Source organism: Falsiroseomonas sp. (genome assembly GCF_030695085.1).
Classification (GTDB): Bacteria; Pseudomonadota; Alphaproteobacteria; order Acetobacterales; family Acetobacteraceae; genus Falsiroseomonas.
The window spans coordinates 1-22,845 of the sequence record NZ_JAUYTS010000093.1 but is presented as its reverse complement, the minus strand read 5'-3'; the positions used below and the strand labels follow the sequence as shown (position 1 = coordinate 22,845).

Annotated in this window: 18 protein-coding genes and 1 pseudogene; 17 read left to right on the top strand and 2 right to left on the bottom strand. The window is 69.0% G+C overall.

Annotated elements, in window-relative coordinates:
- The 8 genes from Q8S40_RS11410 (at position 1) to Q8S40_RS11375 (ending at position 11,229) form a co-directional block, all read left to right on the top strand.
- The gene (locus tag Q8S40_RS11410) at positions 1 to 2,031 is read left to right on the top strand and encodes a hydantoinase/oxoprolinase family protein (RefSeq protein ID WP_305670497.1); all 2,031 of its coding nucleotides are present in this window, start codon (positions 1 to 3) and stop codon (positions 2,029 to 2,031) included.
- Positions 2,028 to 3,701, top strand: a complete 1,674-nt coding sequence (locus Q8S40_RS11405) for a hydantoinase B/oxoprolinase family protein (RefSeq protein WP_305670496.1) — start codon at positions 2,028 to 2,030, stop codon at positions 3,699 to 3,701. The genes Q8S40_RS11410 and Q8S40_RS11405 overlap by 4 nt, the downstream gene beginning before the upstream one ends.
- Positions 3,698 to 4,540, top strand: coding sequence for a xanthine dehydrogenase family protein subunit M (locus tag Q8S40_RS11400; protein ID WP_305670495.1), 843 nt, complete (start codon positions 3,698 to 3,700; stop codon positions 4,538 to 4,540). The genes Q8S40_RS11405 and Q8S40_RS11400 overlap by 4 nt, the downstream gene beginning before the upstream one ends.
- Positions 4,537 to 7,224 (top strand): molybdopterin cofactor-binding domain-containing protein, encoded by a 2,688-nt coding sequence (locus Q8S40_RS11395; protein WP_305670494.1) that lies wholly within the window; start codon positions 4,537 to 4,539, stop codon positions 7,222 to 7,224. Before Q8S40_RS11400 ends, Q8S40_RS11395 begins: the two co-directional genes overlap by 4 nt.
- The gene (locus tag Q8S40_RS11390; protein WP_305670493.1) at positions 7,221 to 8,717 is read left to right on the top strand and encodes a 6-hydroxynicotinate reductase; all 1,497 of its coding nucleotides are present in this window, start codon (positions 7,221 to 7,223) and stop codon (positions 8,715 to 8,717) included. The genes Q8S40_RS11395 and Q8S40_RS11390 overlap by 4 nt, the downstream gene beginning before the upstream one ends.
- Before the next feature lies 1 nt (position 8,718).
- Positions 8,719 to 9,576, top strand: coding sequence for a UPF0280 family protein (locus tag Q8S40_RS11385; RefSeq protein ID WP_305670492.1), 858 nt, complete (start codon positions 8,719 to 8,721; stop codon positions 9,574 to 9,576).
- Positions 9,573 to 10,160 (top strand): amino acid synthesis family protein, encoded by a 588-nt coding sequence (locus Q8S40_RS11380; protein WP_304814959.1) that lies wholly within the window; start codon positions 9,573 to 9,575, stop codon positions 10,158 to 10,160. Before Q8S40_RS11385 ends, Q8S40_RS11380 begins: the two co-directional genes overlap by 4 nt.
- Before the next feature lie 115 nt (positions 10,161 to 10,275).
- Positions 10,276 to 11,229, top strand: coding sequence for a ring-cleaving dioxygenase (locus Q8S40_RS11375; RefSeq protein WP_305670491.1), 954 nt, complete (start codon positions 10,276 to 10,278; stop codon positions 11,227 to 11,229).
- Between the two features lie 5 nt (positions 11,230 to 11,234).
- Here Q8S40_RS11375 and Q8S40_RS11370 read toward each other — a convergent pair whose 3' ends face one another.
- Complete coding sequence (locus Q8S40_RS11370) at positions 11,235 to 12,302, bottom strand: GlxA family transcriptional regulator (protein WP_304814961.1); 1,068 nt, start codon at positions 12,300 to 12,302, stop codon at positions 11,235 to 11,237.
- Positions 12,303 to 12,620: 318 nt separating this feature from the next.
- Here Q8S40_RS11370 and Q8S40_RS11365 point away from each other — a divergent pair, with 318 nt between their 5' ends.
- The 4 genes and pseudogenes from Q8S40_RS11365 to groL all read left to right on the top strand — a co-directional run.
- Positions 12,621 to 13,430 (top strand): transglutaminase family protein, encoded by an 810-nt coding sequence (locus Q8S40_RS11365; protein WP_305670490.1) that lies wholly within the window; start codon positions 12,621 to 12,623, stop codon positions 13,428 to 13,430.
- A 1-nt stretch (position 13,431) separates the two neighbouring features.
- On the top strand, positions 13,432 to 14,151 hold the full coding sequence (locus Q8S40_RS11360) for an N-formylglutamate amidohydrolase (RefSeq protein WP_305670489.1): 720 nt from the start codon (positions 13,432 to 13,434) through the stop codon (positions 14,149 to 14,151).
- A gap of 132 nt (positions 14,152 to 14,283) precedes the next feature.
- Positions 14,284 to 14,574 carry a co-chaperone GroES gene (gene groES, locus Q8S40_RS11355; protein WP_305670488.1) on the top strand — a complete coding sequence of 97 codons (291 nt, stop codon included), beginning with the start codon at positions 14,284 to 14,286 and terminating at the stop codon, positions 14,572 to 14,574.
- A gap of 88 nt (positions 14,575 to 14,662) precedes the next feature.
- Positions 14,663 to 16,242, top strand: a pseudogene (gene groL, locus Q8S40_RS11350) (chaperonin GroEL); the annotation flags it as partial.
- 64 nt (positions 16,243 to 16,306) lie between these two features.
- Here groL and Q8S40_RS11345 read toward each other — a convergent pair.
- Positions 16,307 to 18,025, bottom strand: a complete 1,719-nt coding sequence (locus Q8S40_RS11345) for an amidohydrolase family protein (protein WP_305670487.1) — start codon at positions 18,023 to 18,025, stop codon at positions 16,307 to 16,309.
- Between the two features lie 109 nt (positions 18,026 to 18,134).
- On the opposite strand from Q8S40_RS11345, the gene Q8S40_RS11340 reads away from it, so the two are divergent.
- The 5 genes from Q8S40_RS11340 to Q8S40_RS11320 form a co-directional block, all read left to right on the top strand.
- Entirely contained in the window at positions 18,135 to 19,718 is a 1,584-nt protein-coding gene (locus Q8S40_RS11340) for an ABC transporter substrate-binding protein (protein WP_305670486.1), read from the top strand.
- On the top strand, positions 19,718 to 20,728 hold the full coding sequence (locus Q8S40_RS11335) for an ABC transporter permease (RefSeq protein WP_304814967.1): 1,011 nt from the start codon (positions 19,718 to 19,720) through the stop codon (positions 20,726 to 20,728). The genes Q8S40_RS11340 and Q8S40_RS11335 overlap by 1 nt, the downstream gene beginning before the upstream one ends.
- Positions 20,725 to 21,600, top strand: coding sequence for an ABC transporter permease (locus tag Q8S40_RS11330; protein WP_305670485.1), 876 nt, complete (start codon positions 20,725 to 20,727; stop codon positions 21,598 to 21,600). Before Q8S40_RS11335 ends, Q8S40_RS11330 begins: the two co-directional genes overlap by 4 nt.
- Positions 21,597 to 22,568, top strand: coding sequence for an ABC transporter ATP-binding protein (locus Q8S40_RS11325; protein WP_305670484.1), 972 nt, complete (start codon positions 21,597 to 21,599; stop codon positions 22,566 to 22,568). Before Q8S40_RS11330 ends, Q8S40_RS11325 begins: the two co-directional genes overlap by 4 nt.
- The coding region (locus tag Q8S40_RS11320; RefSeq protein WP_305670483.1) for an ATP-binding cassette domain-containing protein at positions 22,565 to 22,845 on the top strand (281 nt) is incomplete at its 3' end. The genes Q8S40_RS11325 and Q8S40_RS11320, both read left to right, overlap by 4 nt.

The window sequence follows — 22,845 nt, the reverse complement described above, 5'->3', positions numbered from 1 at the left end:
ATGTCCCGCATCACCGCCGGCATCGACGTGGGCGGCACCTTCACCGACCTGCTGCTGCAGGACGCGGATGGCCACGTGCGGCTGGCCAAGGTGCCGACGACCACGGCGAACCAGGCCGATGGCGTTCTGGCCGCGATCGCGGCGGCAGGCAGCTCACCGGCCGAGCTCGACCTCATCATCCATGGCACCACGGCCACCACCAATGCGGTGCTGGAACGCAAGCTGGCGAAGGTCGGCCTGATCACCACCGCCGGTTTCCGCGACGTTCTGGAACTCGGCCGCCGCACGCGGCCCAACCCCTACGGGCTGAAGGGCAGCTTCGAACCGCTGGTGCCGCGCGAATGGCGGCGCGAAGTGGCGGAGCGGATGGATGCGCGCGGCGGCGTGGTGACGCCGCTGGATGAGGATGCGGTGGCGCGCGAGGTGCGCGCTTTGCTGGCCGAGGGCTGCGAGGCGCTGGTCGTGCATTTCCTGCACGCCTACGCCAACCCGGCGCATGAACGCCGCGCCGGGGAGATCGCGCGCAGCATATGGCCGAATGACTACGTCACGCTTGGCCACGAGCTGCTCTCGGAATTCCGCGAATATGAACGCGGCACCACGGCGGCGGTGAACGCCGCGGTGCAACCGATCCTGGATCGCTACATCACGCGCCTGCAGGCCCAGCTCGCAGCCCAAGGCCACAAGCGCGAGCTGCTGGTGATGAACGGCAATGGCGGCACCGTGCCGGCCCGGCTGGTGGCGCGGGAGGCGGCGAAGACCGTGATGTCCGGCCCCGCCTCCGGCGTCATGGCCGCGGCGGCGACGCTGGCGCAAAGCGGGCTGCGGAATGCCATCACCTACGACATGGGCGGCACCTCCACCGATGTGGCGCTGATCGCGGGCGGGGTGCCGGAAGTCTCCGCCGAATTGTCCATCGCCTATGGCCTGCCGATCCATCTGCCGATGGTGGATGTGCGGACCGTCGGCGCCGGCGGCGGCTCCATCGCCGGCATCGACCGCGCGGGGATGTTCCGCGTCGGGCCGGAAAGCGCAGGCAGCCTGCCGGGGCCGATCTGCTTCGGGCGTGGCGGCACAAGGCCCACCATTACGGATGCGAATCTGGTACTCGGGCGGCTCGACCCTGCACGCTTGCTGGCGGTGCGGGATGCGGTGCCGATGGAGCGCGTGCGCGCGGCGTTTGCGGACCAGATTGGCGCACCGCTCGGCATGGCGGTGGAACAGGCGGCGGAGGCGACGCTGCGGCTGGCCAATGTGCATATGGCGGGCGCGATCCGCATGGTCTCACTCTCCCGCGGCCATGACCCCCGCGATTTCTGCCTGTTCGCCTTCGGCGGCGCCGGGCCGCTGCATGCGGTGGCGCTGGCACGCGAGATCGGCATCCCGATGGTGCTGGTCCCCGCACGACCGGGCCTGACCAATGCGCTGGGCTGCCTGGTGGCGGATCTGCGGCAGGATGCGGTGAACACGCTGAATCGCGGGCTGGACGATGTTTCGGAGGCCGAGATCGCCGAGACATTGGCGGCACAGCGCGATCGCGCGCTGGCCGTGGTCACGGCGGATAGCGCGGAGATCGAACGAACCGAAATATTGCACGCGGCGGATATGCAGTTCCGCGGCCAGACGCATCTGATCCGCGTTGCCCTGCCGCGCGCGGAGATGGCGCGCGCGGAAATCCAGACCGCCTTCGAGGCCGCCTATTTCGCCCGCTTCCAGGTACAGCTTCCCGAAATTCGTGCGGTGCTGGTGAACCTGCTGACCACGGTCATCGGCCGCCGCCGCCCCTTCCCGCTCGCCACGCTGCTCGATGCCGCCGCGCGTGTCGGTGACGCGCGGGTGGGAGAGCGTGCGCTCTACGCCGAGGGCGCCTGGCACCGCGCCACGGTCTGGCAGCGCGAGAAGCTTGCGGAGGGTGCGCGCATCGCCGGCCCCGCCATCATCCAGCAGGCGGATGCGACGACGGTACTGGAGCCGCGCTCCGAAGCCGTGGTCGATGCCATCGGCAATCTCCGCATTACGGTGCTGCCATGATCGATGCGCTGACCCTCGCCGTGATCCAGGCCGGCCTGCAGCAGGTCTGCAACGAGATGGACATCACCTTCTCCCGCGCCGCCTTCTCGCCCGTCATTGCCGAGGCTGATGACCGATCGGATGGCATCTACGCCGCCGAGGATGGCGCGCTGATCGCGCAGGGCGAACTCGGCCTGCCGGTCTTTGTCGGCACCATGGCGCATTCGGCGGCGCATCTGGTGCGGCTGATCGGCGAAGGCGCGGTGGCGGCGCCGGAGCCGGGCGACATCTACATCGTCAACGACCCGTATCTGGGCGGCACGCATCTGATGGATGTGCGTTTCGCCAGGCCCTTCTTCGTGGCTGGCGAGCTGTTCTGCTGGCTGCAGAACACGGGTCATTGGCCGGACATTGGCGGCATGGTGCCGGGCGGCTTTTCTGCACATGCGACGGAGGTGGAGCAGGAAGGCCTGCGCCTGCCGCCCGTGAAGCTGTTCAAGAAGGGCGTGCTGGACCGGGAGATCCTGTCCATCATCCAATCCAATATCCGCGTCGCGGACCAGCGCATCGGCGATATCAAGGCGCAGGCCTCGGCGCTTCTCGTCGGCGAGTCGCGGCTGAACGAAATGGTGTCCCGCTACGGCCTGATCACGCTGCGCGAAGCCATTGCCGGCATTCGCGCACGTGCGGCGGAGCGCATGCTGGCGGAAATCCGGCGCATCCCGGATGGTGTCTATTCAGCCGAAACCTTCGTCGACTCGGATGGCGTGGTGGATGCGCCGCTGCGGATCGCGCTGACCGTCACGCGGCAGGGCGATGAGCTGGTCTTCGATCTCGGCGATTCGTCGCCGCCTTGCCAGGGGCCGATGAATTCCGTCTGGGCCACCACCTGTTCCGCCGTCTACCTCGCGATGAAGCACATTTTTCCGGATGTTCCGATCAATGCCGGCACCTTCGTGCCGCTACGCGTGATCCGGCCGGAGGGCACTTTCCTCGACGCGAAATATCCGCGCCCGGTCTCCGGCTGCGCGGCGGAAGTCTCGCAGCGGATTGCGGAGGCGGTGTTCCTCGCCATCGCGCAGGCGCTGCCGGCGGAGGTCTGGGCGGCGCCCGCCGGCACATCCGGCAATTTCGCGCTCGGCGGTTTCGACCCGGCGCGCAACGCCGGCTATGTGATGTACCAGATCACCGGCGGCGGCTATGGCGGCAATGCGGAAGCCGATGGGCTGACCAATGGCTGCTCCACCATCGGCATCAGCAAGACCGCTCCGGTCGAGGTGATGGAACAATACTACCCTGTCCTGTTCAGGCGTTTCGCGATCCATGAAGCCTCCGGCGGCGCCGGCGCGCAGCGTGGCGGATTCGGTGTGCATTACGAGGTGGAACTGCTGCGTGGCGAGGCCAAGGCGAGTTTCGTCATGGACCATGGCCGCTTCGGCCCACCCGGCGTGCTCGGCGGCGGCGAGGGTGCAAAGAACATCGTAAAGCTGCACCGCAACGGCACCACCACCATACCGCTGCATCTGTCGAAGGATCAGGGCCTGCATCTGCGCGCGGGCGATCGGGTGGAGGTGATGACACCGGGCGGCGGCGGCTATGGCAACCCGCAGGACCGCGACCCGGCGCTGGTCGCGCAGGATGTGCGGCGCGGCTACTACACGGCCGACCAGGCGAAGGCGCTGTGGGGATGACCGCCTATCATCGCCCGACGACATTGCAGGATGCGCTGGCGATCCGCGCTGGCGCGGATGTGGCCGTGCTGGCCGGCGGCACGGATATCTTCCCCGCTCGCACCGCGCGCGCCGCCTGGGGCGATCCGACGCATAAGGACGTGCTGGATCTCAGCGCCATCCCCGGCCTGCGCGACATCGATGAAACAGCCGCGGGCTGGCGCATTGGCTGTCTGGCTACCTGGTCCAGCCTGATGCGTGCGAAGCTGCCACCGATCTTCGATGGGTTGAAGGCCGCCGCGCGCGAAGTGGGCGGCATGCAGGTGCAGAATCGCGGCACGCTGGTGGGCAATCTCGTCACCGCTTCCCCGGCCGGCGACGGCATTCCAAACCTTCTGGCGCTGAATGCAACGGTGGAGGTTGCCAGCCCGCGCGGCCTGCGCGTACTGCCCGTGGCGGTGTTCCTCACTGGCTATCGCGCCACAGCCCTGGCAGCGGATGAACTGGCCACCGCCCTGCATGTGCCGAGGCTGGAGAATGCGCAGGGCGGCTTCCGCAAGCTGGGTGCACGGCATTACCTGGTGATTTCGATCGCCATGGCGGCCGGCGTCATCGCCACCGATGCGGCCGGGCGCGTTGCGGAAGCACGCATCGCGCTCGGCGCCTGTTCGGCGGTGGCGCAGCGCCTGCCGTTGCTGGAGGCCGCCTTGCGCGGGGTGGAGCGTGCCAAGGCCGCGCAGCTGGTGCAGCCGCATCATCTGGCGGGGCTGTCCCCGATCGACGACATCCGCGCCACCGCCGCCTATCGCCGCGACGCCGCGCTGGTGCTGCTGCGAGACCTGCTGGAGGCGCGCGGATGATCGACATCGCCTTCACCCTGAACGGTGCGCCCTGCACCGTCTCCGCCCCGCCCTTTGCGCCGCTGTCGGATACGCTGCGCGAACGGCTCGGCCTGACCGGCACGAAGGAAGGCTGCAATGCCGGTGATTGCGGCGCCTGTACCGTGCTGGTGGATGGCGCCCAGGCCTGCGCCTGCCTGATCCCTTCCGCACAGGCACAGGGCGCGCAGATCCACACGGTTGAGGCGACACAGGGCGCTGTGGGCGCCGTGCTCGCGCGGCTACGCGCCGCCTTTCTTGTGCATGGCGCGGCACAATGCGGCATCTGCTCGCCGGGCATGCTGATGGCGGCGGTCGATCTGCTGCTGCGCGATCCGACACCGGACCGTGCGGCGGTGCGCGACGCGCTGGGCGGCGTGCTTTGCCGCTGCACAGGTTACGCGAAGATCCTCGATGCGGTGCTGGATGCCGCGCCGCAGGCCATTGCGCCACCACGGGCAGGCGAGGCGGTGGGTGCGAGCATCGCGCGGCTGGATGGCGTGGCGAAGCTGGATGGCACGGACCGCTTCGGCGCGGATGAGGCGCCAGTGGATGCGCTGTGGCTGCGCGTGGTGCGCTCACCGCATGCAAGCGCCCGCTTCAGCCTCGGTGATCTCGAAGCCGCGCGGCACGCGCTGGGGCTGGAGGCCATCCTGACCGCCGCCGATGTACCGGGCGTGAACGCCTTCGGCATCATGCCCAATCTGAAGGACCAGCCCGTGCTGGCCGATGGCCTGGTGCGCTTCCGTGGCGAGGCCGTGCTCGGCCTGGTCGGCACGCGGGAAGCCGTGGCGGCGGTGCGCGATGCGGCGCTGCCCATCACCTGGCACCCCCTGCCCGCGCTGCACGGCACGGCCGCAGCCAGCGCGGAGGATGCGCCGCAACTGCACGCGCATGCGCCGGGCAACCTGCTGATCGAAGGCGGGCTGAACCGCGGCACGCCGGCGCGCGACGTCGCCAATGCCGAGGGCCGCTTCACCACCGCCTTCGTCGAACACGCCTATATCGAGCCCGAGGCCGGCTACGCGCAGCCCGCGCCGGATGGCATCGGCATGGAGATCTTCGCCTGCACCCAGGCACCCTACATGGACCGCGAGGAAACCGCGCGCGTCCTCGGTGTGGCGGAGGATGCGGTGCGTATCCGGCCGAGTGCCTGTGGCGGCGGTTTTGGCGGCAAGCTGGATGTCTCGGTGCAGCCCCTGCTTGCGGTCGCTGCGCGCAAGCTGAACCGGCCGGTGCGCATCGTCTATTCCCGCGCCGAAAGCATGGCCAGCACGACCAAGCGCCACCCGGCCCGCATCACCGCGCGCATGGCCGCCGATGCGGAGGGCCGCTTCACCAGCTACGAATTCGACGCGGATTTCAACACCGGCGCCTATGCGAGCTGGGGCGCCACCGTCGCCAACCGCGTGCCCGTCCATGCGGGCGGCCCCTACCGCATCGCCAATCTCCGCAACCGCGCGCGCGCCATCTACACCAACGACACGCCCGCCGGCGCCTTTCGCGGCTTCGGCGTGCCGCAGGCGGCAATCGCCACCGAATCGCTGGTGGATGACCTGGCCGAGCAACTCGGACTGGATCGCTGGGAAATCCGCCGCCGCAACGCCATTGGCCGCGGCGACACAACGCATAGCGGGCAGGTGTTGCACGCCTCCGCCGGGCTGCCGGAATGCCTGGATGCGCTGAAACCGGCTTGGGATGCGATGCTGGCGCAGGTGGCCGCGCACAATGCGGGTTTGCCGCGCGTGCGGCTCGGCGCCGGCATTGCCTGCATGTGGTATGGTTGCGGCAATACCAGCATGTCCAACCCTTCCCGCATGAAGCTGACGCTGGCGCGCGATGGTACGCTGACGCTGTTCAATGGCGCCGTGGATATCGGCCAGGGCAGCACCACGGTCATGGCGCAGATCTGCGCGGATGCGCTCGGGCTGCCGCTGAGGCAGTTCCGTTTCGTGCTCGGCGATACCTCCCGCACCTACGACGCGGGCAAGACCAGCGCGTCACGCCAGACCTTTGTGAGTGGCCGTGCCGCGATGGAGACGGGGCTGGCGCTGCGGCGGCGCATCCTGGCGCTGGCCAATGCGGGGGAGGATGCGGTGCTGGCGCTGGAGGGCACGCAGCTTCGCGTGGGCGATGCGCGCGTCATCGACCTCGCGGCGCTGGCCGAAGACCTGGAAGCGGAAGGTCGCTACGACCCGGCGACCACGGCGCTCGACGAGAATGGCCAGGGCACGCCCTACGCCACCTATGGCTTCGCCGCGCAGATCGCGCTGGTTTCGGTGGATACGGCGCTGGGCGTCACGAAGGTGCGGCGCATCGTCGCGGCGCAGGATGTCGGGCGCGCGGTGAATCCCACCCTCGTGCTCGGCCAGATCCATGGCGGCATCGCGCAGGGGCTGGGCCTGGCGCTGATGGAGGAGTTCATCCCCGGGCGCACCGAGAACCTGCACGACTACCTGATCCCGACCGCGGGCGACGTGCCGGAGATCGACGTCCACCTGATCGAGGATCCGGAGCCCGAGGGCCCCTATGGCGCCAAGGGAGTGGGCGAACCGGCGCTGGTGCCGACGGCGCCCGCCATCCTCTCCGCCATCCGCCACGCCACCGGGATCACCATGCGCCAGGTTCCCGTGCTGCCGCACCGGCTGTGGGAACAGATGCAATGAGCGACCATGGCAGCCTCGCCGCACGCTCGCAGAAATTCGGCGCGGCGGAGGGCGACCAGGGCATCGTGCGCTGCGATGCCTGCCCGGTGCTGTGCCGTATCCGCCCCGGCCGCAGCGGCGCCTGTTCACGCTATGCCAACGACAATGGCCAGTTGATCCGCACCGATCCGGCGGTGACGCTGGCGCGCGCGGTGGAATCGGGCGGGCCGGTGGTGGCCTTCGCGGGAGGTGGCTGGGATGGGCAGTTGCTCGATCCGTCGCGCGCCTTCGTCACCGGCATCGGCGCCGGCACCACCTATCCGGACTACAAGCCCGCCCCCTTCATCGTCGGCGCGCAGCATGCGGGGATGGATACCGTCACCATCGTGACGGAGGGCATCTTCAGCTATTGCGGCGTGAAGGTGAAGATCGACACGGATCGCCATCTGGCTGCCGAGGCCGCCGCCGTGCGTGCGAATGGCGAACAGGTGGGCCATGTCACCACCGCCGAATACGGCAGCCAGATGCTGTCGCTCGGCGGTGTGCGGCACCTCACGGGCGGCTCCAAGCGCGAAGGTACCACCACCTGCGACACGCTGCTGAAGCTGTGTGCGGGGGAAGCGGTGGAGCTCACCATCGATGGTGGCCACGCGGTGCGCGTGCAGGCCGGCCAGGCGCCGGTGGTGGATGGCAAGCCGGAAGTGCGGATGCGCGTCGGCTGCGGCAGCGCCACCATCGGCATCTTCGCGCAGCAATGGCTCGGCCAGGTGGATGAGGTGATCGTGGTGGATGACCACATCACCGGGCTGCTGTCCGAACACCAGGCGGGCAAGGTGCTCGGCATGAAGCCCACCGGCATCCGCCTGCGTGGGCGGCGCTCCACGCCGGGGCGGTATTTCCAGGTGGCCAATCCCGGCCTCGGCTGGGGCGGCACGGATATCAGCGACCCGCTGGCGATCATCGAAAGCATCGACCTTAAGATCGCCTGGCCGGGCCTGCGCCTGCTGCTGACCTCCACCACCGGGGAGGATGCGCTGTGGTGCGTGCTGGACGCCTCCCTCAAGCCGGTCCCCGCAGAGATGCCGCCGGGCGTCGCGAAGGTCGTGGAACGCATCGGCGAGAATTGCGAACCCTCGCTGTGTTCAGTCATCTTCATGGCAGGTGCCGGCGGATCGCTGCGGGCCGGCGTGACGGAGAATCCCGTGCTGCTGACGCGCAGCGTGGCCTCGGGCGAGACGCGCGTCACCATGGGTGGCGCGCCGGTCTATCTCTGGCCCGGCGGCGGCATCACCGTCATGGCGGATGTGCTGCGGCTGCCGAAGAACGCCTTTGGCTATGTGCCGACGCCGGCTCTGGTCGCGCCGATCGAGTTCACCCTGCCACGCGCGCTGTATGAACGCCTCGGCGGCCATATGTCCGAGATCGTGCCGGTGCAGGATCTCCTCCGCGACCTCGGTCCATCGCTGCGCGTCGAGGATTGGCAGGCCGGCAATCCCTGGCCGTTTCCCGGCTGAGATGCCCAGCGTGCAGCGCCTGACCGGGGACCGGCTGCATCTTCAGCACGGCCCGATCGACGTGGTGCTGCGCGCCTGGGGGCCGCCGGATGCCGTCACGCTGGCCGAAGCCGCCGCCGTCGCCCGGTTCCAGACAGTGCTGGATGAACTGGTCGTCGAATTGCCGTCGCTGCGCCGTGCGGCCGACCCGGCCACGCCGCCGCGCGGCACCATCGCACGGGCGATGCACGCCGCCTGCCTGCCCCATGCGGCCCGCGGCGTCTTCGTCACGCCCATGGCGGCCGTCGCCGGCGCGGTGGCGGATGCGCTGCTGGCCGCGATGCAGGATGCCGCGCCGGGCCTCACGCGCGCCTTCGTCAATGATGGCGGCGACATTGCCGTGCTGCCGGGCGCCGGGCTGGATATCGGGCTGGCGGCCAGCCCGCAGCCCGGTACGGGCTTCGATGGCGCGCTGCATCTGCGCGCGGCGGATGGCATTGGTGGCGTCGCCACCTCCGGCCGGCATGGGCGATCCTTCTCTCTCGGTATTGCCGATGCCGTGACGGTGCTGGCCGCCACGGCCGCGGCGGCGGATGTGGCGGCGACGCTGATCGCCAATGCGGTGGATGTCGCCAGCCCCGCCATCGCGCGCCGCCCCGCCTACGGGCTGGACCCGGATAGCGACCTCGGCGCGCGGCTGGTGACGACGGAGGTCGGCGCGCTCACCACGAACGAGATCGACGCCGCCCTCGAAACCGGTGCTGCCTTCGCGGAGTCCTGCTTTCGCGCAGGACTGATCCGCGCCGCCGCGCTGCGCCTCCGCGGCCAGCTTCGGCTCGCCGGCGCCGGCTTCCCCCAGCTGACGGAATCCCAGCCATGACCCAGACGCTCGACATCCGAAAAACCGTGCTGTGCGTGGAGGAAGTGCGCCATGATGGCGGCCCGCCGCTGCCCACGCCGGTCCTGAAGGGCTGGTGCGCTGTCGTCCTGAAAAATCCCTTCGCCGGGCGGCATGAGCCGGAGCTGATGTGGATGATGGAGGCGATGAAGCCGATCGGCCTGATGGTGGCGCAGAAACTTCTCGCCGGCCTCGGAGGCGATCCGGCGCGGATCGAGGCCTATGGCAAGGGCGGCCTGGTCGGCGCGGCCGGGGAACTGGAGCACGGCGCGCTGTGGCATGTGGCGGGGGGCTATGCGATGCGCGGCCTGCTCGGCCAGGCACTCTCCATCGTGCCGTCCATGACCAAGGTCGGGCCGATGGGCGCCCTGCTCGACCTGCCCATCCACCACCGCAACGCCGCCTATGTCCGCAGCCATTTCGACGGCATCACCGCAACCGTGCCGGACGCGCCGCGCGCGGATGAAATCCTGTTCGCCCTGGCCATGACCACCGGCGGGCGGCCGCATGCGCGTGTCGGCGGACTGACGCAGGATGCGATCAGCGCCTGGGACGGGCAGCGCTAGGGTGTGATGGGTTGAGGTTGATCCACCGGAAAGTCGGAATCACGCGACCATGCAGTCCAGGCAACCTCGCCCCCGCGCGCCGCGTCATAGGTGGCAATGACGAAGGAAATCGATGATGCAGCTTCACGGAATCCACCATCTGACCGCGGTTTCGGCCGATGCACCCGGCAATCATGATTTCTACACCCGCATCCTCGGCATGCGGCTGGTGAAGAAAACCGTCAACCAGGATGATGTCAGCGCCTATCACCTGTTCTACGCCGATGGCGTGGCCAGTCCGGGCACCGACCTCACCTTCTTCGACTGGCCGGTGGGGCCGGAGCGGCGCGGCACCCAGGCCATCACCGGCACCGCGCTGCGCGTGGCGGGCGCCGGGGCCTTCGCCTACTGGGCCAAGCGCTTCACGGAACATGATGTGAAGCATGGCCCGGTGCAGCTTGTGGCCGGGCGCCAACAGATGGCGTTCGAAGACCCCGAAGGCCAGCGCCTGACCCTGCTGGATGATGGCGGCACCGGCCACTTCCACCCCTGGGACCGCAGCCCGGTGCCGTCGGCGCAGCAGATTCGCGGCCTCGGCCCCATCACCATCAGCGTGCCCGAACTCACCCCCACCGCCCGGTTCCTGACGCAGGTGATGGCAATGCGCGCGGCCGGCGAACACGCCGCCCCGGATGATCCGCGCAGCCGCATCCATGTCTTCGAGATGGGCGAGGGCGGCCCGGCGGCAGAGCTGCATGTGCGGGTGGAACCGCATCTGCCGCAGGCCCGTCCCGGCGCCGGCGGCGTGCATCATGTCGCCTTCCGGGTGCGGGATGACGAATATGAGGGCTGGGTGGACCGCCTGCAGCGCCTGCGCATCCCCTCCTCCGGTCCGGTCGATCGTTTCTACTTCCGCAGCCTGTACACGCGGGAACCGAACGGCATCCTGTATGAGATCGCCACCGACGGCCCCGGCTTCGCAACCGATGAGCCAATGGAGAGCCTGGGCGAAAGCCTGGCCCTGCCGCCCTTCCTGGAGCCGCGCCGCGCCGAGATCGAGCGCGGGCTGAAGCCGTTATCGACCCGGTGATCGCCTCATTGCCGCTTCGCCAGCCGGCCCGCGCGCGCCGGCCCGCCGCGATCCAGCCGCGGCGGGCGGCCGAAGCGCGTGGCATAGGCGCGGGAGAAATGCGCGGCGCTGACGAAGCCGCTGGCCATCGCCACCTCCAGCACCGACAGCGCGGTCTGCTGCAACAGCCGTCTGGCATGATCCAGCCGCAGGCCGAGGTAATGCGCGCCGATGGTGCGGCCCAGGTGGCTGCGGAACAGCCGCTCCAGCTGCCGCACCGAAAGCCCGGCCGATTCGGCCAGCGCGTCGCGCGGCAGCGGGTCCTCGATGGCGCGCTCCATCTGGTCCAGCACCGCCAGCAGGCTGGGGTGGCCGGTGTCGTAGCGTTCGCGCAGGCTCATCCGCTGCGGCTCATCCCCCGCGCGGGGCCTGGTGTGCAGGAACCACTCGGCGACGGCGCGGGCCAGGGCGCGGCCGTGAACAGCCTCGATCAGCGCCATCATCATGTCGAGCGCGGCGGTGCCGCCGGAGGCGGTGCAGCGATCCCGGTCCACCTCATACAGCGACCGGGTCAGGGTCAGGCTGGGGAAGCGTTCCGCCATGGCTGGAATGTATTCCCAATGCGCGGTGCAGCGATACCCGGCCAGCAGCCCGGCGCGGGCCAGGATATAGGGGCCGCCGGAGACGCCGCCGATCCGGATACCGCGCGCTGCCTCGCCCCGCAGCCAGGCAAGGGTTGCCGCATCCTCGAAGCCGGAGGGGTTGCCGCCGGCGCAGACGAACAGCGCATCCACCTGGCCCGGCTGGTCCGTACCCTGTTCCGCCACGATGGACACGCCGTTGGAGGCGCGCACCGGCAGGCCATCCGGCGAGATATGCACCCAGCGGTAGAGCGCGGCGCCGGCCAGATCATTGGCGGCGCGGAAGGGCTCCACCGAACAGGCATAGGTCAGCATCGGAAAGCCGGGTATCAGGACGAAGCCGATCCGCAGCGGCGCCGCACCGGGCTTCAGCCCCAGCCCATCACGTGCCACCGGCCCGCGAGGGTCTGGTGGTCCGGAGGCGGGGAAGCGGCTGGTTGGCGTGCTTGTCATCTGGACACGTCATGGTGGCGCCCCACCCTGCCGCTGTCTACCGGCGGCTGCGGCCCAAATACGGGGAACTCGCCTTTCGGCCCAATGCGGGGGACACGCCTCTGACTAAAGCGGGGGACCCGCCCCTGACTAACGCGGGGGACCCGCCTCTGACTAACGCGGGGGACCCGCCCTGGCCTTGCGCGGGGGACCCGGCCCGGCCTGGCGCGGGGGACCCGCTTCGGCCCAATGCGGGGAACCCGCGCGATTTCATTTCGTTCACGTCATTGCGACTCGGCCACCGGCCGAGAACCCACGCCTTCAACCAAGGAGTCCGCCATGCGCATCAGCGCCGGCTGCCAGATCACCTACGAATGCCCGCAGCCGACCCCGATGCTGCTGATGATCAGCCCGCATCCGTCCCGCACCCCGGATTTGATCGGCCCGCACCAGGTCAATTTCGAGCCCGCGATCCCCGCGAAGCACTATCGCGACGGCTTCGGCAATACCTGCACCCGAATCGTGGCGCCCGCCGGGCAGCTGGTGATCTCGACCAGGCTGCTGGTGCAGGATACCGGGCGGCCAGACCCGCTGTATCCCTATGCCCGCCAGCACCGGGTGGAGGATCTGCCGGATGAGGCGCTGGTCTACCTGCTGGGCAGCCGCTACTGCGACACGGACAAGCTGGGTGACTTCGCCTGGGCGCAGTTCGGCCAGGGGCCGGAAGGCTGGGCGCGGGTGCAGGCGATCTGCGACTACGCGCACAACCACATCAAATTCGACTACATGAAGGCCAGCGCCACCCGCAGCGCGCATGACGCGCATCGGGAACAGGTCGGCGTCTGCCGGGATTTCGCGCATCTGGCGGTCACGCTGTGCCGCTGCGTCAACATTCCGGCGCGCTACTGCACCGGCTATCTCGGCGATATCGGCATGCCGCCGCCCTATGGCCCGATGGATTTCGCCGCCTGGTTCGAGGTGTTTCTGGACGGCGCCTGGCATACCTTCGATGCCCGCAACAACCAGCCGCGCATCGGCCGCATCCTGATGGCCCGCGGGCGGGATGCGACGGATGTCGCCATCACCACCACCTTCGGCCAGTGCACCATGACCGATTTCCAGGTCTTCACGGACGAGGTCGCCGGTTGAGATGGTGCCTGCCGTCAGCGTGGTGAATGAGGGCGGCAGGTCGCCGCTGGTGCTGGTCTGCGAGCACGCCAGCAACCACATCCCGGCGCGCTACGCCGCGCTGGGCCTGCCGCCCGAGGAGCTGCAACGCCACATCGCCTGGGACATCGGCGCGGCGGCGCTGGCCGGGCGGCTGGCGGCGCTGCTGGACGCGCCGCTGTTCCTGTCCGGCTATTCGCGTCTGCTGATCGACTGCAACCGCCCGCCCGGCGTGCCGAGCAGCATTTCGGCGCGCAGCGAGGCCACGGACATCCCGGGCAACCAGGGACTGACGGCGGCCGAAATCGCCCAACGCCAGGACGAATATTTCTGGCCCTTCCAGCACCGCATCGCGCGGTTCCTGGATGCGCGGCCGACGCGCTTCCTGCTCGGCGTGCACAGCTTCACCCCGGTGTTCCACGGCACGCCCCGCCCCTGGCAAGCCGGCGTGCTGTATGGGGAGGCCACCGGCTTCGGCGCTGCCCTGATCGCCGGGCTGCGCCAGGACCCGGCGCTGACGGTGGGGGACAATGAGCCCTACCGGATCGAACTGGCGGAGGACTACACCGTACCGGTGCATGGCGATGCGCGCGGCATCCCGGCCGCGCTGATCGAGGTGCGGCAGGATCTTCTGGCCGATGCGGCCGGGATCGAGGCCTGGGCGCAGCGCCTGGCGCCCATTCTGGCCCAGGCGATGCGCTGAAACGTCCCGCGGGACGGTTTGGACTTGCACTGACCCCCGTGCAGGCCGATATCTCTGGCACTCCGAGGGGCCGAGTGCCAGCCCGCGCGGCTGTCCCTGTCCGGGACGCGACATCCTCGAAAGAGCCCCATCATGAGCTTCCGTCCCCTGCAGGACCGCGTCCTGCTGCGCCGCGTCGCGGCTGAGGAAAAGACCGCCGGCGGGATCATCATCCCCGACACCGCCCAGGAGAAGCCGCAGGAAGGCGAGATCGTCGCCGCCGGCCCGGGCGCGATCCATGCCAATGGCCACCTGACGCCGCTGGATGTGAAGGCCGGCGACCGCGTGCTGTTCGGCAAATGGTCCGGCACCGAGGTCAAGATCGACGGGGAAGACCTGTTGATCCTGAAGGAATCCGACCTGCTGGGCGTCATGACGGCCTGAATTCGGCGGCCGCAAGGCCGCCACGCCGTGCCTTTCATGCCAGGCCGCAGGCCATGACGCCGCGCGCGCCCAACAAGGAATTCGAAAAATGCCAGCCAAAGACGTGCGCTTCGGCGCCGATGCCCGCAAGCGGATGCTGCGCGGCGTGGACACCCTCGCCCAGGCCGTGAAGGTCACGCTCGGCCCGAAGGGTCGCAACGTGCTGCTGGCCAAGAGCTGGGGCGCGCCGCGCATCACCAAGGACGGCGTTTCCGTCGCCATGGAGATCGAGCTGCCCGACCGCATGGAGAACATGGGCGCGCAGCTGGTGCGGGAAGTGGCGTCCAAGACCAAGGACATTGCCGGTGACGGCACCACCACCGCCATCGTCCTGGCCCAGGCCATCGCCCGCGAAGGCATGCAGGCGGTTGCCGCCGGCATGAGCCCGATGGGCCTGAAGCGCGGCGTCGATGCCGCCGTGGTCGCGCTGGTGGCGGAACTTGCCGCACGCAGCCGCCCGATCTCCAGCGAGGCCGAGATCGCCCAGGTCGGCACCGTCTCCGCCAATGGCGAGGCCGAGATCGGCCGGATGATCGCGGAAGCGATGACCAAGGTCGGCAAGGAAGGCGTGATTTCCATCGAGGAAGGCAAGATCGCCGCCACCGAGCTGGAGATCGTCGATGGCATGCAGTTCGACCGCGGCTACCTCTCGCCCTACTTCGTCACCAATGCGGAGAAGATGGCGGTCGAGCTGGAAGCCCCCTACATCCTGATCTGCGAGAAGAAGCTCTCCGCCCTGCAGACCTTCCTGCCGCTGCTGGAAACCGTCGCGCAATCCGGCCGCCCGCTGCTGATCATCGCCGAGGATATCGAGGGCGAGACGCTGGCGACCCTGGTGGTGAACAAGCTGCGCGGCGGGCTGAAGGTCGCCGCCGTGAAGGCCCCGGGCTTCGGCGATCGCCGCAAGGCGATGCTGGAAGACATCGCGGCGCTGACCGGCGCGCAGGTGATCTCCGAGGATCTCGGCATGAAGCTCGAGAATGTGACGCTCGAGATGCTCGGCACCGCCAAGCGCGTGCGGATCGAGAAGGAAACCACCACCATCGTCGATGGCGCTGGTGAGAAGGACGCGATCCAGGCGCGCATCGCCCAGATCAAGGCGCAGATCGAGGACACGACCTCGGACTACGACAAGGAAAAGCTCCAGGAACGCCTGGCCAAGCTGGCCGGCGGCGTCGCCGTCATCAAGGTCGGCGGCAATACCGAGGTCGAGGTGAAGGAACGCAAGGACCGCGTCGAGGACGCGCTGCATGCGACCCGCGCCGCGGTTGAGGAAGGCATCGTCCCCGGCGGCGGCGTCGCGCTGCTGCGCGCCAGCCTGATCCTGGCGAGCCTGAATGCCGAGGATGCCGACCAGAAATTCGGCATCGAGATCGTCCGTCGTGCATTGTCCGCGCCGCTGCGGCAGATCGCCACCAATGCCGGCGAGGATGGCGCCGTGGTGGCCGGCGATGTGCTGCGCAACCCGGATCCGAGCTGGGGCTACGACGCCCAGTCCGGCGAGCACAAGGACCTGGTCGCGGCCGGCATCATCGACCCGACCAAGGTGGTGCGTGCCGCCCTGCAGCACGCGGCGTCTGTCGCGGGCCTGCTGATGACGACCGAAGCCATGGTCTGCACGGCGGCCGAGCCGGACGAGTCCGAAGGCTGAACAAAGGGCCGGAAGCGGGGTCTCCGCTTCCGGCCACCTTGCCTACCGCGTCGCGCGCACCAGTTGCCCCGGCCGCGCGCCCGTCTCCTGCCCCCGCTCCATGATCGGCTGGCCCGACACGATCGTCATGTCGTAGCCCTCCACCCGCTGCACCAGGCGGCGGCCGCCGGCGGGCAGGTCGTAGATCATCTCCGGATGGTGCAGGCGCAGCGCCTCGAAATCGATGACGTTGACATCGGCCTTCTTGCCGACCTGCAGACGGCCACGATCCGTCATGCCGAAGAAATCCGCCGTCTCGCTGGTCTGCCGCTTCACCGCGAATTCCAGCGGCACGCGGTCGCCGCGCGCCCGATCCCGCACCCAATGGGTCAGCATGAAGCTGGGCATGGAGGCATCGCAGATCACGCCGCAATGCGCACCGCCATCCGAAAGCCCGTTCACCGTATGCTTGTGCAGCATCATGTCATGCACGACGGACAGGTCGCCGCCGACATAGTTCACCACCGGGAAATACAGCATCCGCCCGCCATCATCGGCGGTCAGGTAGTCGTAGCAATAGGCCGCCGGGTCCTGCCCGGCCTTGGCGGCCAGCGCGGCGATCGAACGCTCCGGCGGGGGCTCGTAATCCGGCGGGTCGCCCAGGGCGAACATGTTGTCCCAGCGCGTCGCGATCTGCCGCGACAGCGGCGGCACGACATGCAGCAGCCGCTCCGAGGCTTCCTCCGCCAGGATTTTTGCGCGAACCGCCGGCTCCCGCAGCTTTGCCAGCTGTTCCTTCGGCGGCAGCGCGGCGAGTTCATGAAAGCCCTCGCGCAGCGCGAAGGGGTTCAGGGAGGTTGTGAGGCCCAGGATCAGCCCGACCGGCCGGCAGGCCACCTGCGCGGATAGCGGAAGGCCATCGGCCCGCGCCGCATCCACATTCGCCATCAGCCGGCGCCAGCGCTGCGGGTCGTAGTTGCGGTCGGTCAGAAGGAACCAGACCGGACGGCCCGAAATGGTCGAAAGCTCCCGCATCCAGCGGAAATCCGCCGCCTCATCCTCAAAATCCGAAAGCATGCCGAAGGTGCCGCGGCCGGCGCGGCCCATGGCGCGGCCGATCGCCAGCAGCTCCTTCTCCTCGGCATAGCGCCCGGGCACCAGATCCCCGGTCGGTGTCTTGTGCTGGTCGGTGCGGGAGGTGGTGAAGCCGAAGGCGCCGGCGCGGAGCGCATGCTCCGTCAGCGTCGCCATCTCCTCCATGTCATCGGCCGTCGCCGCCTGCCGGTTCAGCCCGCGCTCGCCCATCACATAGACGCGTAGCGGGTGGTGGGCGATCTGCGCACCAATATCGATGGTGCGCGGCATGGAACCCAGCACATCCAGGTATTCCGGGAAGCTCTCCCAGTTCCACTTCAGCCCCTCGGTCAGGGTGATGCCGGGAATATCCTCCACCCCCTCCATCAGGTCGATCAGCGCCTTGTGGTCGCGCTTGCGGACCGGGGCGAAGCCGACGCCGCAATTGCCGAACAGCACCGTGGTGGCGCCGTGCCAGACGCTGGGCGCGAGAACCGGGTCCCAGGTGGCCTGGCCGTCGTAATGGGTGTGGACGTCGACCCAGCCCGGCGTCACCAGCCGCCCTTCCGCCGGCACGTCGCGCTTCGCCGGGCCGGCCTTGCCGCCGACCTGGGTGATGCGGTCGCCATCGATCGCCACGTCGCCGGTGAAGGCGGGCTGGCCGGTACCGTCCACAATGGTGCCGCCGCGGATGACCAGATCGTGCATGGGATAGCCCCTCTGCCTGTTGCGCCCCGAGACGGCGCTTGCATCCCAGTCTTGATATATTTGCCGGAAGCGGTGTCAATGCGCGCGGGGCGAACAGGGAACCGAATTGATGACGATCGAACGGCGCGACCTTCTGCTGGGAACCATGGCACTGGCCGCCGGAACTTCGCTCGGCGCCCCTGCCGTGCTGGCGCAGCGCGGCGGCCGCACCCTGCTGCTGGCCGCCCCTGGCGCGCCGGAAGGTTTCGATGGCGATGCGCTGCGCCCCGGCACCCAGGAAACCGTGGTGCAGGTCTATGAGGGCCTGACCCGCTACGGCCGCACCGAACGCGATGGCCGCCCCTATTTGAACCCGGACGTGATCGAGGGCCACCTGGCCGAAAGCTGGACGAGCTCCGCGGACGGCAAAAACTGGGTCTTCAAGTTGCGGTCCGGCGTGAAAAGCTTCTACGGGAATGAGCTGACGGCGGCGGATGTGGAATGGAGCTGGGCCAAATCCTTCGCCCAGCGCCGCACCGGCAACTTCATCGCCAATGTCGCCAATGTCACCGCCGTGAAGGCGACCTCCCGCTACGAGGTGGAATTCACGCTTTCCGCCCCCAGCCTGATCCTGCTCTCGGCGCTGACCCTGTATGTGCCGGGCATCTACGACAGCACGGAGGTGAAGAAGCACGCCACGGCGGAGGACCCCTGGGGCCTGAAGTGGATGGAAACCAACACCGCGGGCTTCGGCGCCTACCACCTCGAACAGGTGCGGTCCGGCGAACAGGCGGTGTTCGTCGCCAACCCGAACTACTTCCGCGAACAGCCGCATTTCAACCGCGTGATCTTCCGCGCCGTGCCATCTGCCGCATCGCGCATCACGCTGCTGCGCGGCGGCCAGGTGCAGTGGATCCATCGCCCGCTGCTGCAACAGGTGGCGGAGCTGCGCGTGGACCGGCGGGTGAAGACGCAGGACAGCTTCGGCCGCACCATCGCCTCGCTGCGCATGAACCTCCGCTTCCCGCCCTTCGACAACAAGCTGGTGCGGCAGGCCTTCAACTATGCGGTCGACAAGCAGGCGCTGATCCAGGGCGTGTTCTTCGGCCTGGCGGAACAGGCGCGCTCCATCATCCCGCCGATTGTCGCCGGCTACGACCCCAGCGCCTTCAAGTATGACTACAACCCGGACCAGGCGAAGGCGCTGCTGGCGCAGGCGAATTACGACTTCAACCAGGAGGTCGAAATCCTCTACAGCCAGATCTTCAACTGGGAGGAGGCGCTGTCGATCCAGGTGGCGTCCCAGCTTCAATCCATCGGCGTAAAGGCGCGCGCCGCAAGGATCAGCGACAGCGACATGCGCGCCCGCGGCGCCCCGGCGCGGCAGGACATGCCGTTCTTCGCCTTCGAGGATGGCGGCATCGTGCTCGACCCGGTCTACACCACCTATCTGCTGGCGCATTCGCAGGGCGTCTCCAACCGCGCACGCTTCGCCGACCGGCGCATGGACGCGCTGATCGACGAGGCACGGCAGAGCCTGGACGTGCCGCGCCGCAACGACCTGATGCGCCAGGCGCAGGCGCTGTGGATGGAGGAAGCGCCCTGGATCGCCACGGTCTATCCTTCGGTCTGGGAGGCGATGGCGCCCAACATCTCCGGCTGGTGCCCGCATCCGGATGATCATGAGCGCTGGTACGACCTGAAGGTGGGTTGATGTCCGGGCTACTCGCCCGGCGCATCCTGCTGGTCGTGCCGCTGCTGGCGGTGATCCTGTTGTTCACCTTCCTGCTGGTGCGGATCAGCGGCAGCGACCCGGTCGGGCTGCTCGCCGGCCCGACCGCGACGACGGAGGAGATCGCGCTGGTCCGCGCCTCCCTCGCGCTGGACCAGCCGATCTGGGTGCAGTTCGGCGTCTATTTCGGCAAGGTGCTGCAGGGCGACCTCGGCAATAGCTGGCTGAGCAACCGGCCGGTGCTGGCCGAGATCCTGGACCGCGCGCCGGCAACCATCGAGCTGATGTTCTGGGGTGTGCTGATCGGCGCCGGCCTCGGCATTCCCGTCGGGCTGCGCGCCGCCTTCCGCCCCGATGGGGGGTTCGATCAGGTCACGCGCTTCCTGTCACTGCTGGGCTTTTCCGTGCCGACCTATTGGCTCGGCCTGATCATGTTGTTCGTGTTCTTCTACCTGCTCGGCTGGGCGCCACCGGGGATGGGGCGGATCGACCTGTTCCTGACACCGCCGGACCGCATCACCGGCAGCTACCTGATCGACGGGCTGCTGGCCGCGGATTGGGAAGCGGCGGGTTCCGCCTTCGGCCAACTGGTGCTGCCGGTGCTGTGCGTAGCCATCATCTGCGCCGCGCCGATCATCAAGCAGACGCGGGCGATCGCGCTGGAGGTGCTGGCCTCGGACTATATCCGCTACGCCCGCGCGCAGGGCCTGCCGGACCGGCAGGTCCGCGCCATGGCGCTGCGCAACAGCATGACGCCGGTGGTGACCTTCATCGGCACGGAGATCACCGGCCTGGTGGGCACCACCTCCCTCATCGAATACGTCTTCGCCTGGGGCGGGCTTGGGCAGTACGGGCTGTCGGCCATCATCGCCGGGGATTTCGCCGTGGTGCAGGGTTACGTGCTGGTGCTGGCGCTGTTCTCCGTTCTGGTGTTCCTGGCGGTGGATGTCTTCGTCATGCTGACCGAACCGCGCGCCGGGGTGGCGCCATGAGCGCGAGCGTCGCCGCCCCGCCGCGCTGGGCGCTGCGGATCGCCGGCATCACGCGGCGCAGCCCGACGCTGGCGATTGGCGCCGCCATCCTGCTGGTCTTCGCGCTGATGGCGGCATTTGCGCCGTGGCTTGCGCCCTTCGATCCGATCCAGGCGCAGCCGCGCAACGTGCTGGCGCCGCCGGGCGGGGCGCATCTGTTCGGCACGGACGGCAACGGCATGGATGTGCTGTCCCGCGTCATCGCCGGCGCCGGCTGGGCCTTTGGCATCGCCATCCCGGCGGTGCTGGTGGGGCTGCTGGCGGGCGTGCCGCTCGGCCTCTACACCGGCTATCGCGGTGGCTGGCCGGATGAGATCATGATGCGCGGCTTCGATGCGCTGCGCGTGTTTCCCTCCATCATCCTCGCACTCGCCGTGGTCGCCGCCGCGGGGCCCTCGCTGCTGAACGTGGTGCTGGTGATCGGCTTCCTGGACAGCCCGGTTTTTGCCCGGGTGGTGCGGGCGGAAGTCATCGCGCTGCGTGGCTCCACCTTCGTCGAATCCGCGGTCGCCGCGGGCAATCCCACCTGGCGCATCCTGTTCGTGCATATCCTGCCCAACGCCATCCAGGGCGCCATGGCGCAGACCGCGGTGCGCGCCGCCTGGGCGGTGCGAATCTCCGCGACGCTCGCCTTCCTCGGCGTCGGCATCCAGCCGCCGACCCCGGAATGGGGCGCGATGATCCGCCAGGGGGCGGAGTATCTCGTCACCGGCCAGTGGTGGGTCGGCATCTTCCCGGGCATGGCGCTGATCCTGATGGTGCTTGGGCTGAACATGCTGGGCGATGGAATGCAGGACATGCTGGACCCGCGCCGGAAGGCTGCCACGCGGTGACGCTTCTATCTGTCGAAGACCTGCACACCCACTTCATCTCGCGCGACCTGGACAACCAGATACGCACCGCGCGCGCGCTGAACGGCGTGTCCTTCACGCTCGACGCCGGGCGCATCCTCGGCCTGGTCGGTGAAACCGGCGCCGGCAAGTCGCTCACCGCCACCTCCATCATGGGCCTGCTGCGCCCGCCGGCGCGCGTCGTCGGCGGGCGCGCAATGTTCGAGGGCCAGGACCTGCTGGCGATGCCGGACGCGCAGGTCAATACGCTGCGCGGCCGCGACATCTCGCTGGTGGTGCAGAGCCCGAAATCCTCGCTCGACCCGCTCAGCCGCATCGGCGACCAGCTCATCCGCATCCACCGCGCCCATCGCAAGGTGAGCGAGCGCGCGGCACGCGACCGGGCGGTGGAGATGCTGGCCTCGCTCGGCATCCCGGACCCGGCGCGGCGCATGGCCGCCTGGCCGCATGAACTCTCGGGCGGCATGGCGCAGCGCGTGCTGATCGCGCTGGCGCTGATGAACGCGCCGCGACTGCTGATCGCGGATGAGCCGACCACGGGCCTCGATGTGACCGTGCAGGCGCAGATCCTGGACCTGCTGCGCGACCTGGTGCGACGGACGGGTATCGGCGCCATGATCATCACCCATGACCTCGGCGTGGTGGCGCATTACTGCGATGAGATGGCGGTGATGTATGCCGGCGCCATCGTCGAATCCGGCCCGGTGCGCCAGGTCTTCGCCAACCCCTCGCACCCCTACACCGCGAACCTGATCGGCGCGACGCCGGAACGCCTACAACTCGGCGGCCCGCGCAGCGTCGGCGGCCCGCCACCGAATCTGTTCCGCCTGCCGGAGGGCTGCGCCTATCGCGACCGCTGCCCGCAGGCCGGCGCCGATTGCGCGCAGCCGCCGCCGGATGTGGCACTGGGTGCAGGCCACATCGTGCGCTGCCACCGGGTGGCGGCATGACGCCCGTGCTGCAGGTGGAGGAGCTGCAAAAGCACTTTCCCGCCCAGGGCGGCCGCACGGTGCATGCGGTGAATGGCGTCTCCTTCTCCATCGCGGCGGGCGAAACGCTCGGCGTGGTCGGGGAAAGCGGCTCCGGCAAATCCACCATTGGCCGCGCCGTCATCCGCCTGCTGAAGCCCAGCGCCGGCCGCATCCGCTTCCAGGGCCGCGACATCACCACCCTGCCTGAATCCGCCTGCCGCCCGCTGCGCGCCGAAATGCAGATGGTGTTCCAGGA

Excerpts from the sequence above, each read along its gene's own strand:
- Q8S40_RS11395 (WP_305670494.1), top strand. The coding sequence starts at position 4,537 with ATGATCGACATCGCCTTCACCCTGAACGGTGCGCCCTGCACCGTCTCC.
- Q8S40_RS11340 (WP_305670486.1), top strand. The coding sequence starts at position 18,135 with ATGACGATCGAACGGCGCGACCTTCTGCTGGGAACCATGGCACTGGCC.
- Q8S40_RS11335 (WP_304814967.1), top strand. The coding sequence starts at position 19,718 with ATGTCCGGGCTACTCGCCCGGCGCATCCTGCTGGTCGTGCCGCTGCTG.
- Q8S40_RS11400 (WP_305670495.1), top strand. The coding sequence starts at position 3,698 with ATGACCGCCTATCATCGCCCGACGACATTGCAGGATGCGCTGGCGATC.
- Q8S40_RS11370 (WP_304814961.1), bottom strand. The coding sequence starts at position 12,302 with ATGACAAGCACGCCAACCAGCCGCTTCCCCGCCTCCGGACCACCAGAC.
- Q8S40_RS11345 (WP_305670487.1), bottom strand. The coding sequence starts at position 18,025 with ATGCACGATCTGGTCATCCGCGGCGGCACCATTGTGGACGGTACCGGC.
- Q8S40_RS11410 (WP_305670497.1), top strand. The coding sequence starts at position 1 with ATGTCCCGCATCACCGCCGGCATCGACGTGGGCGGCACCTTCACCGAC.
- Q8S40_RS11375 (WP_305670491.1), top strand. The coding sequence starts at position 10,276 with ATGCAGCTTCACGGAATCCACCATCTGACCGCGGTTTCGGCCGATGCA.
- Q8S40_RS11330 (WP_305670485.1), top strand. The coding sequence starts at position 20,725 with ATGAGCGCGAGCGTCGCCGCCCCGCCGCGCTGGGCGCTGCGGATCGCC.
- Q8S40_RS11365 (WP_305670490.1), top strand. The coding sequence starts at position 12,621 with ATGCGCATCAGCGCCGGCTGCCAGATCACCTACGAATGCCCGCAGCCG.
- Q8S40_RS11405 (WP_305670496.1), top strand. The coding sequence starts at position 2,028 with ATGATCGATGCGCTGACCCTCGCCGTGATCCAGGCCGGCCTGCAGCAG.
- groES (WP_305670488.1), top strand. The coding sequence starts at position 14,284 with ATGAGCTTCCGTCCCCTGCAGGACCGCGTCCTGCTGCGCCGCGTCGCG.
- Q8S40_RS11385 (WP_305670492.1), top strand. The coding sequence starts at position 8,719 with ATGCCCAGCGTGCAGCGCCTGACCGGGGACCGGCTGCATCTTCAGCAC.
- Q8S40_RS11390 (WP_305670493.1), top strand. The coding sequence starts at position 7,221 with ATGAGCGACCATGGCAGCCTCGCCGCACGCTCGCAGAAATTCGGCGCG.
- Q8S40_RS11360 (WP_305670489.1), top strand. The coding sequence starts at position 13,432 with ATGGTGCCTGCCGTCAGCGTGGTGAATGAGGGCGGCAGGTCGCCGCTG.
- Q8S40_RS11380 (WP_304814959.1), top strand. The coding sequence starts at position 9,573 with ATGACCCAGACGCTCGACATCCGAAAAACCGTGCTGTGCGTGGAGGAA.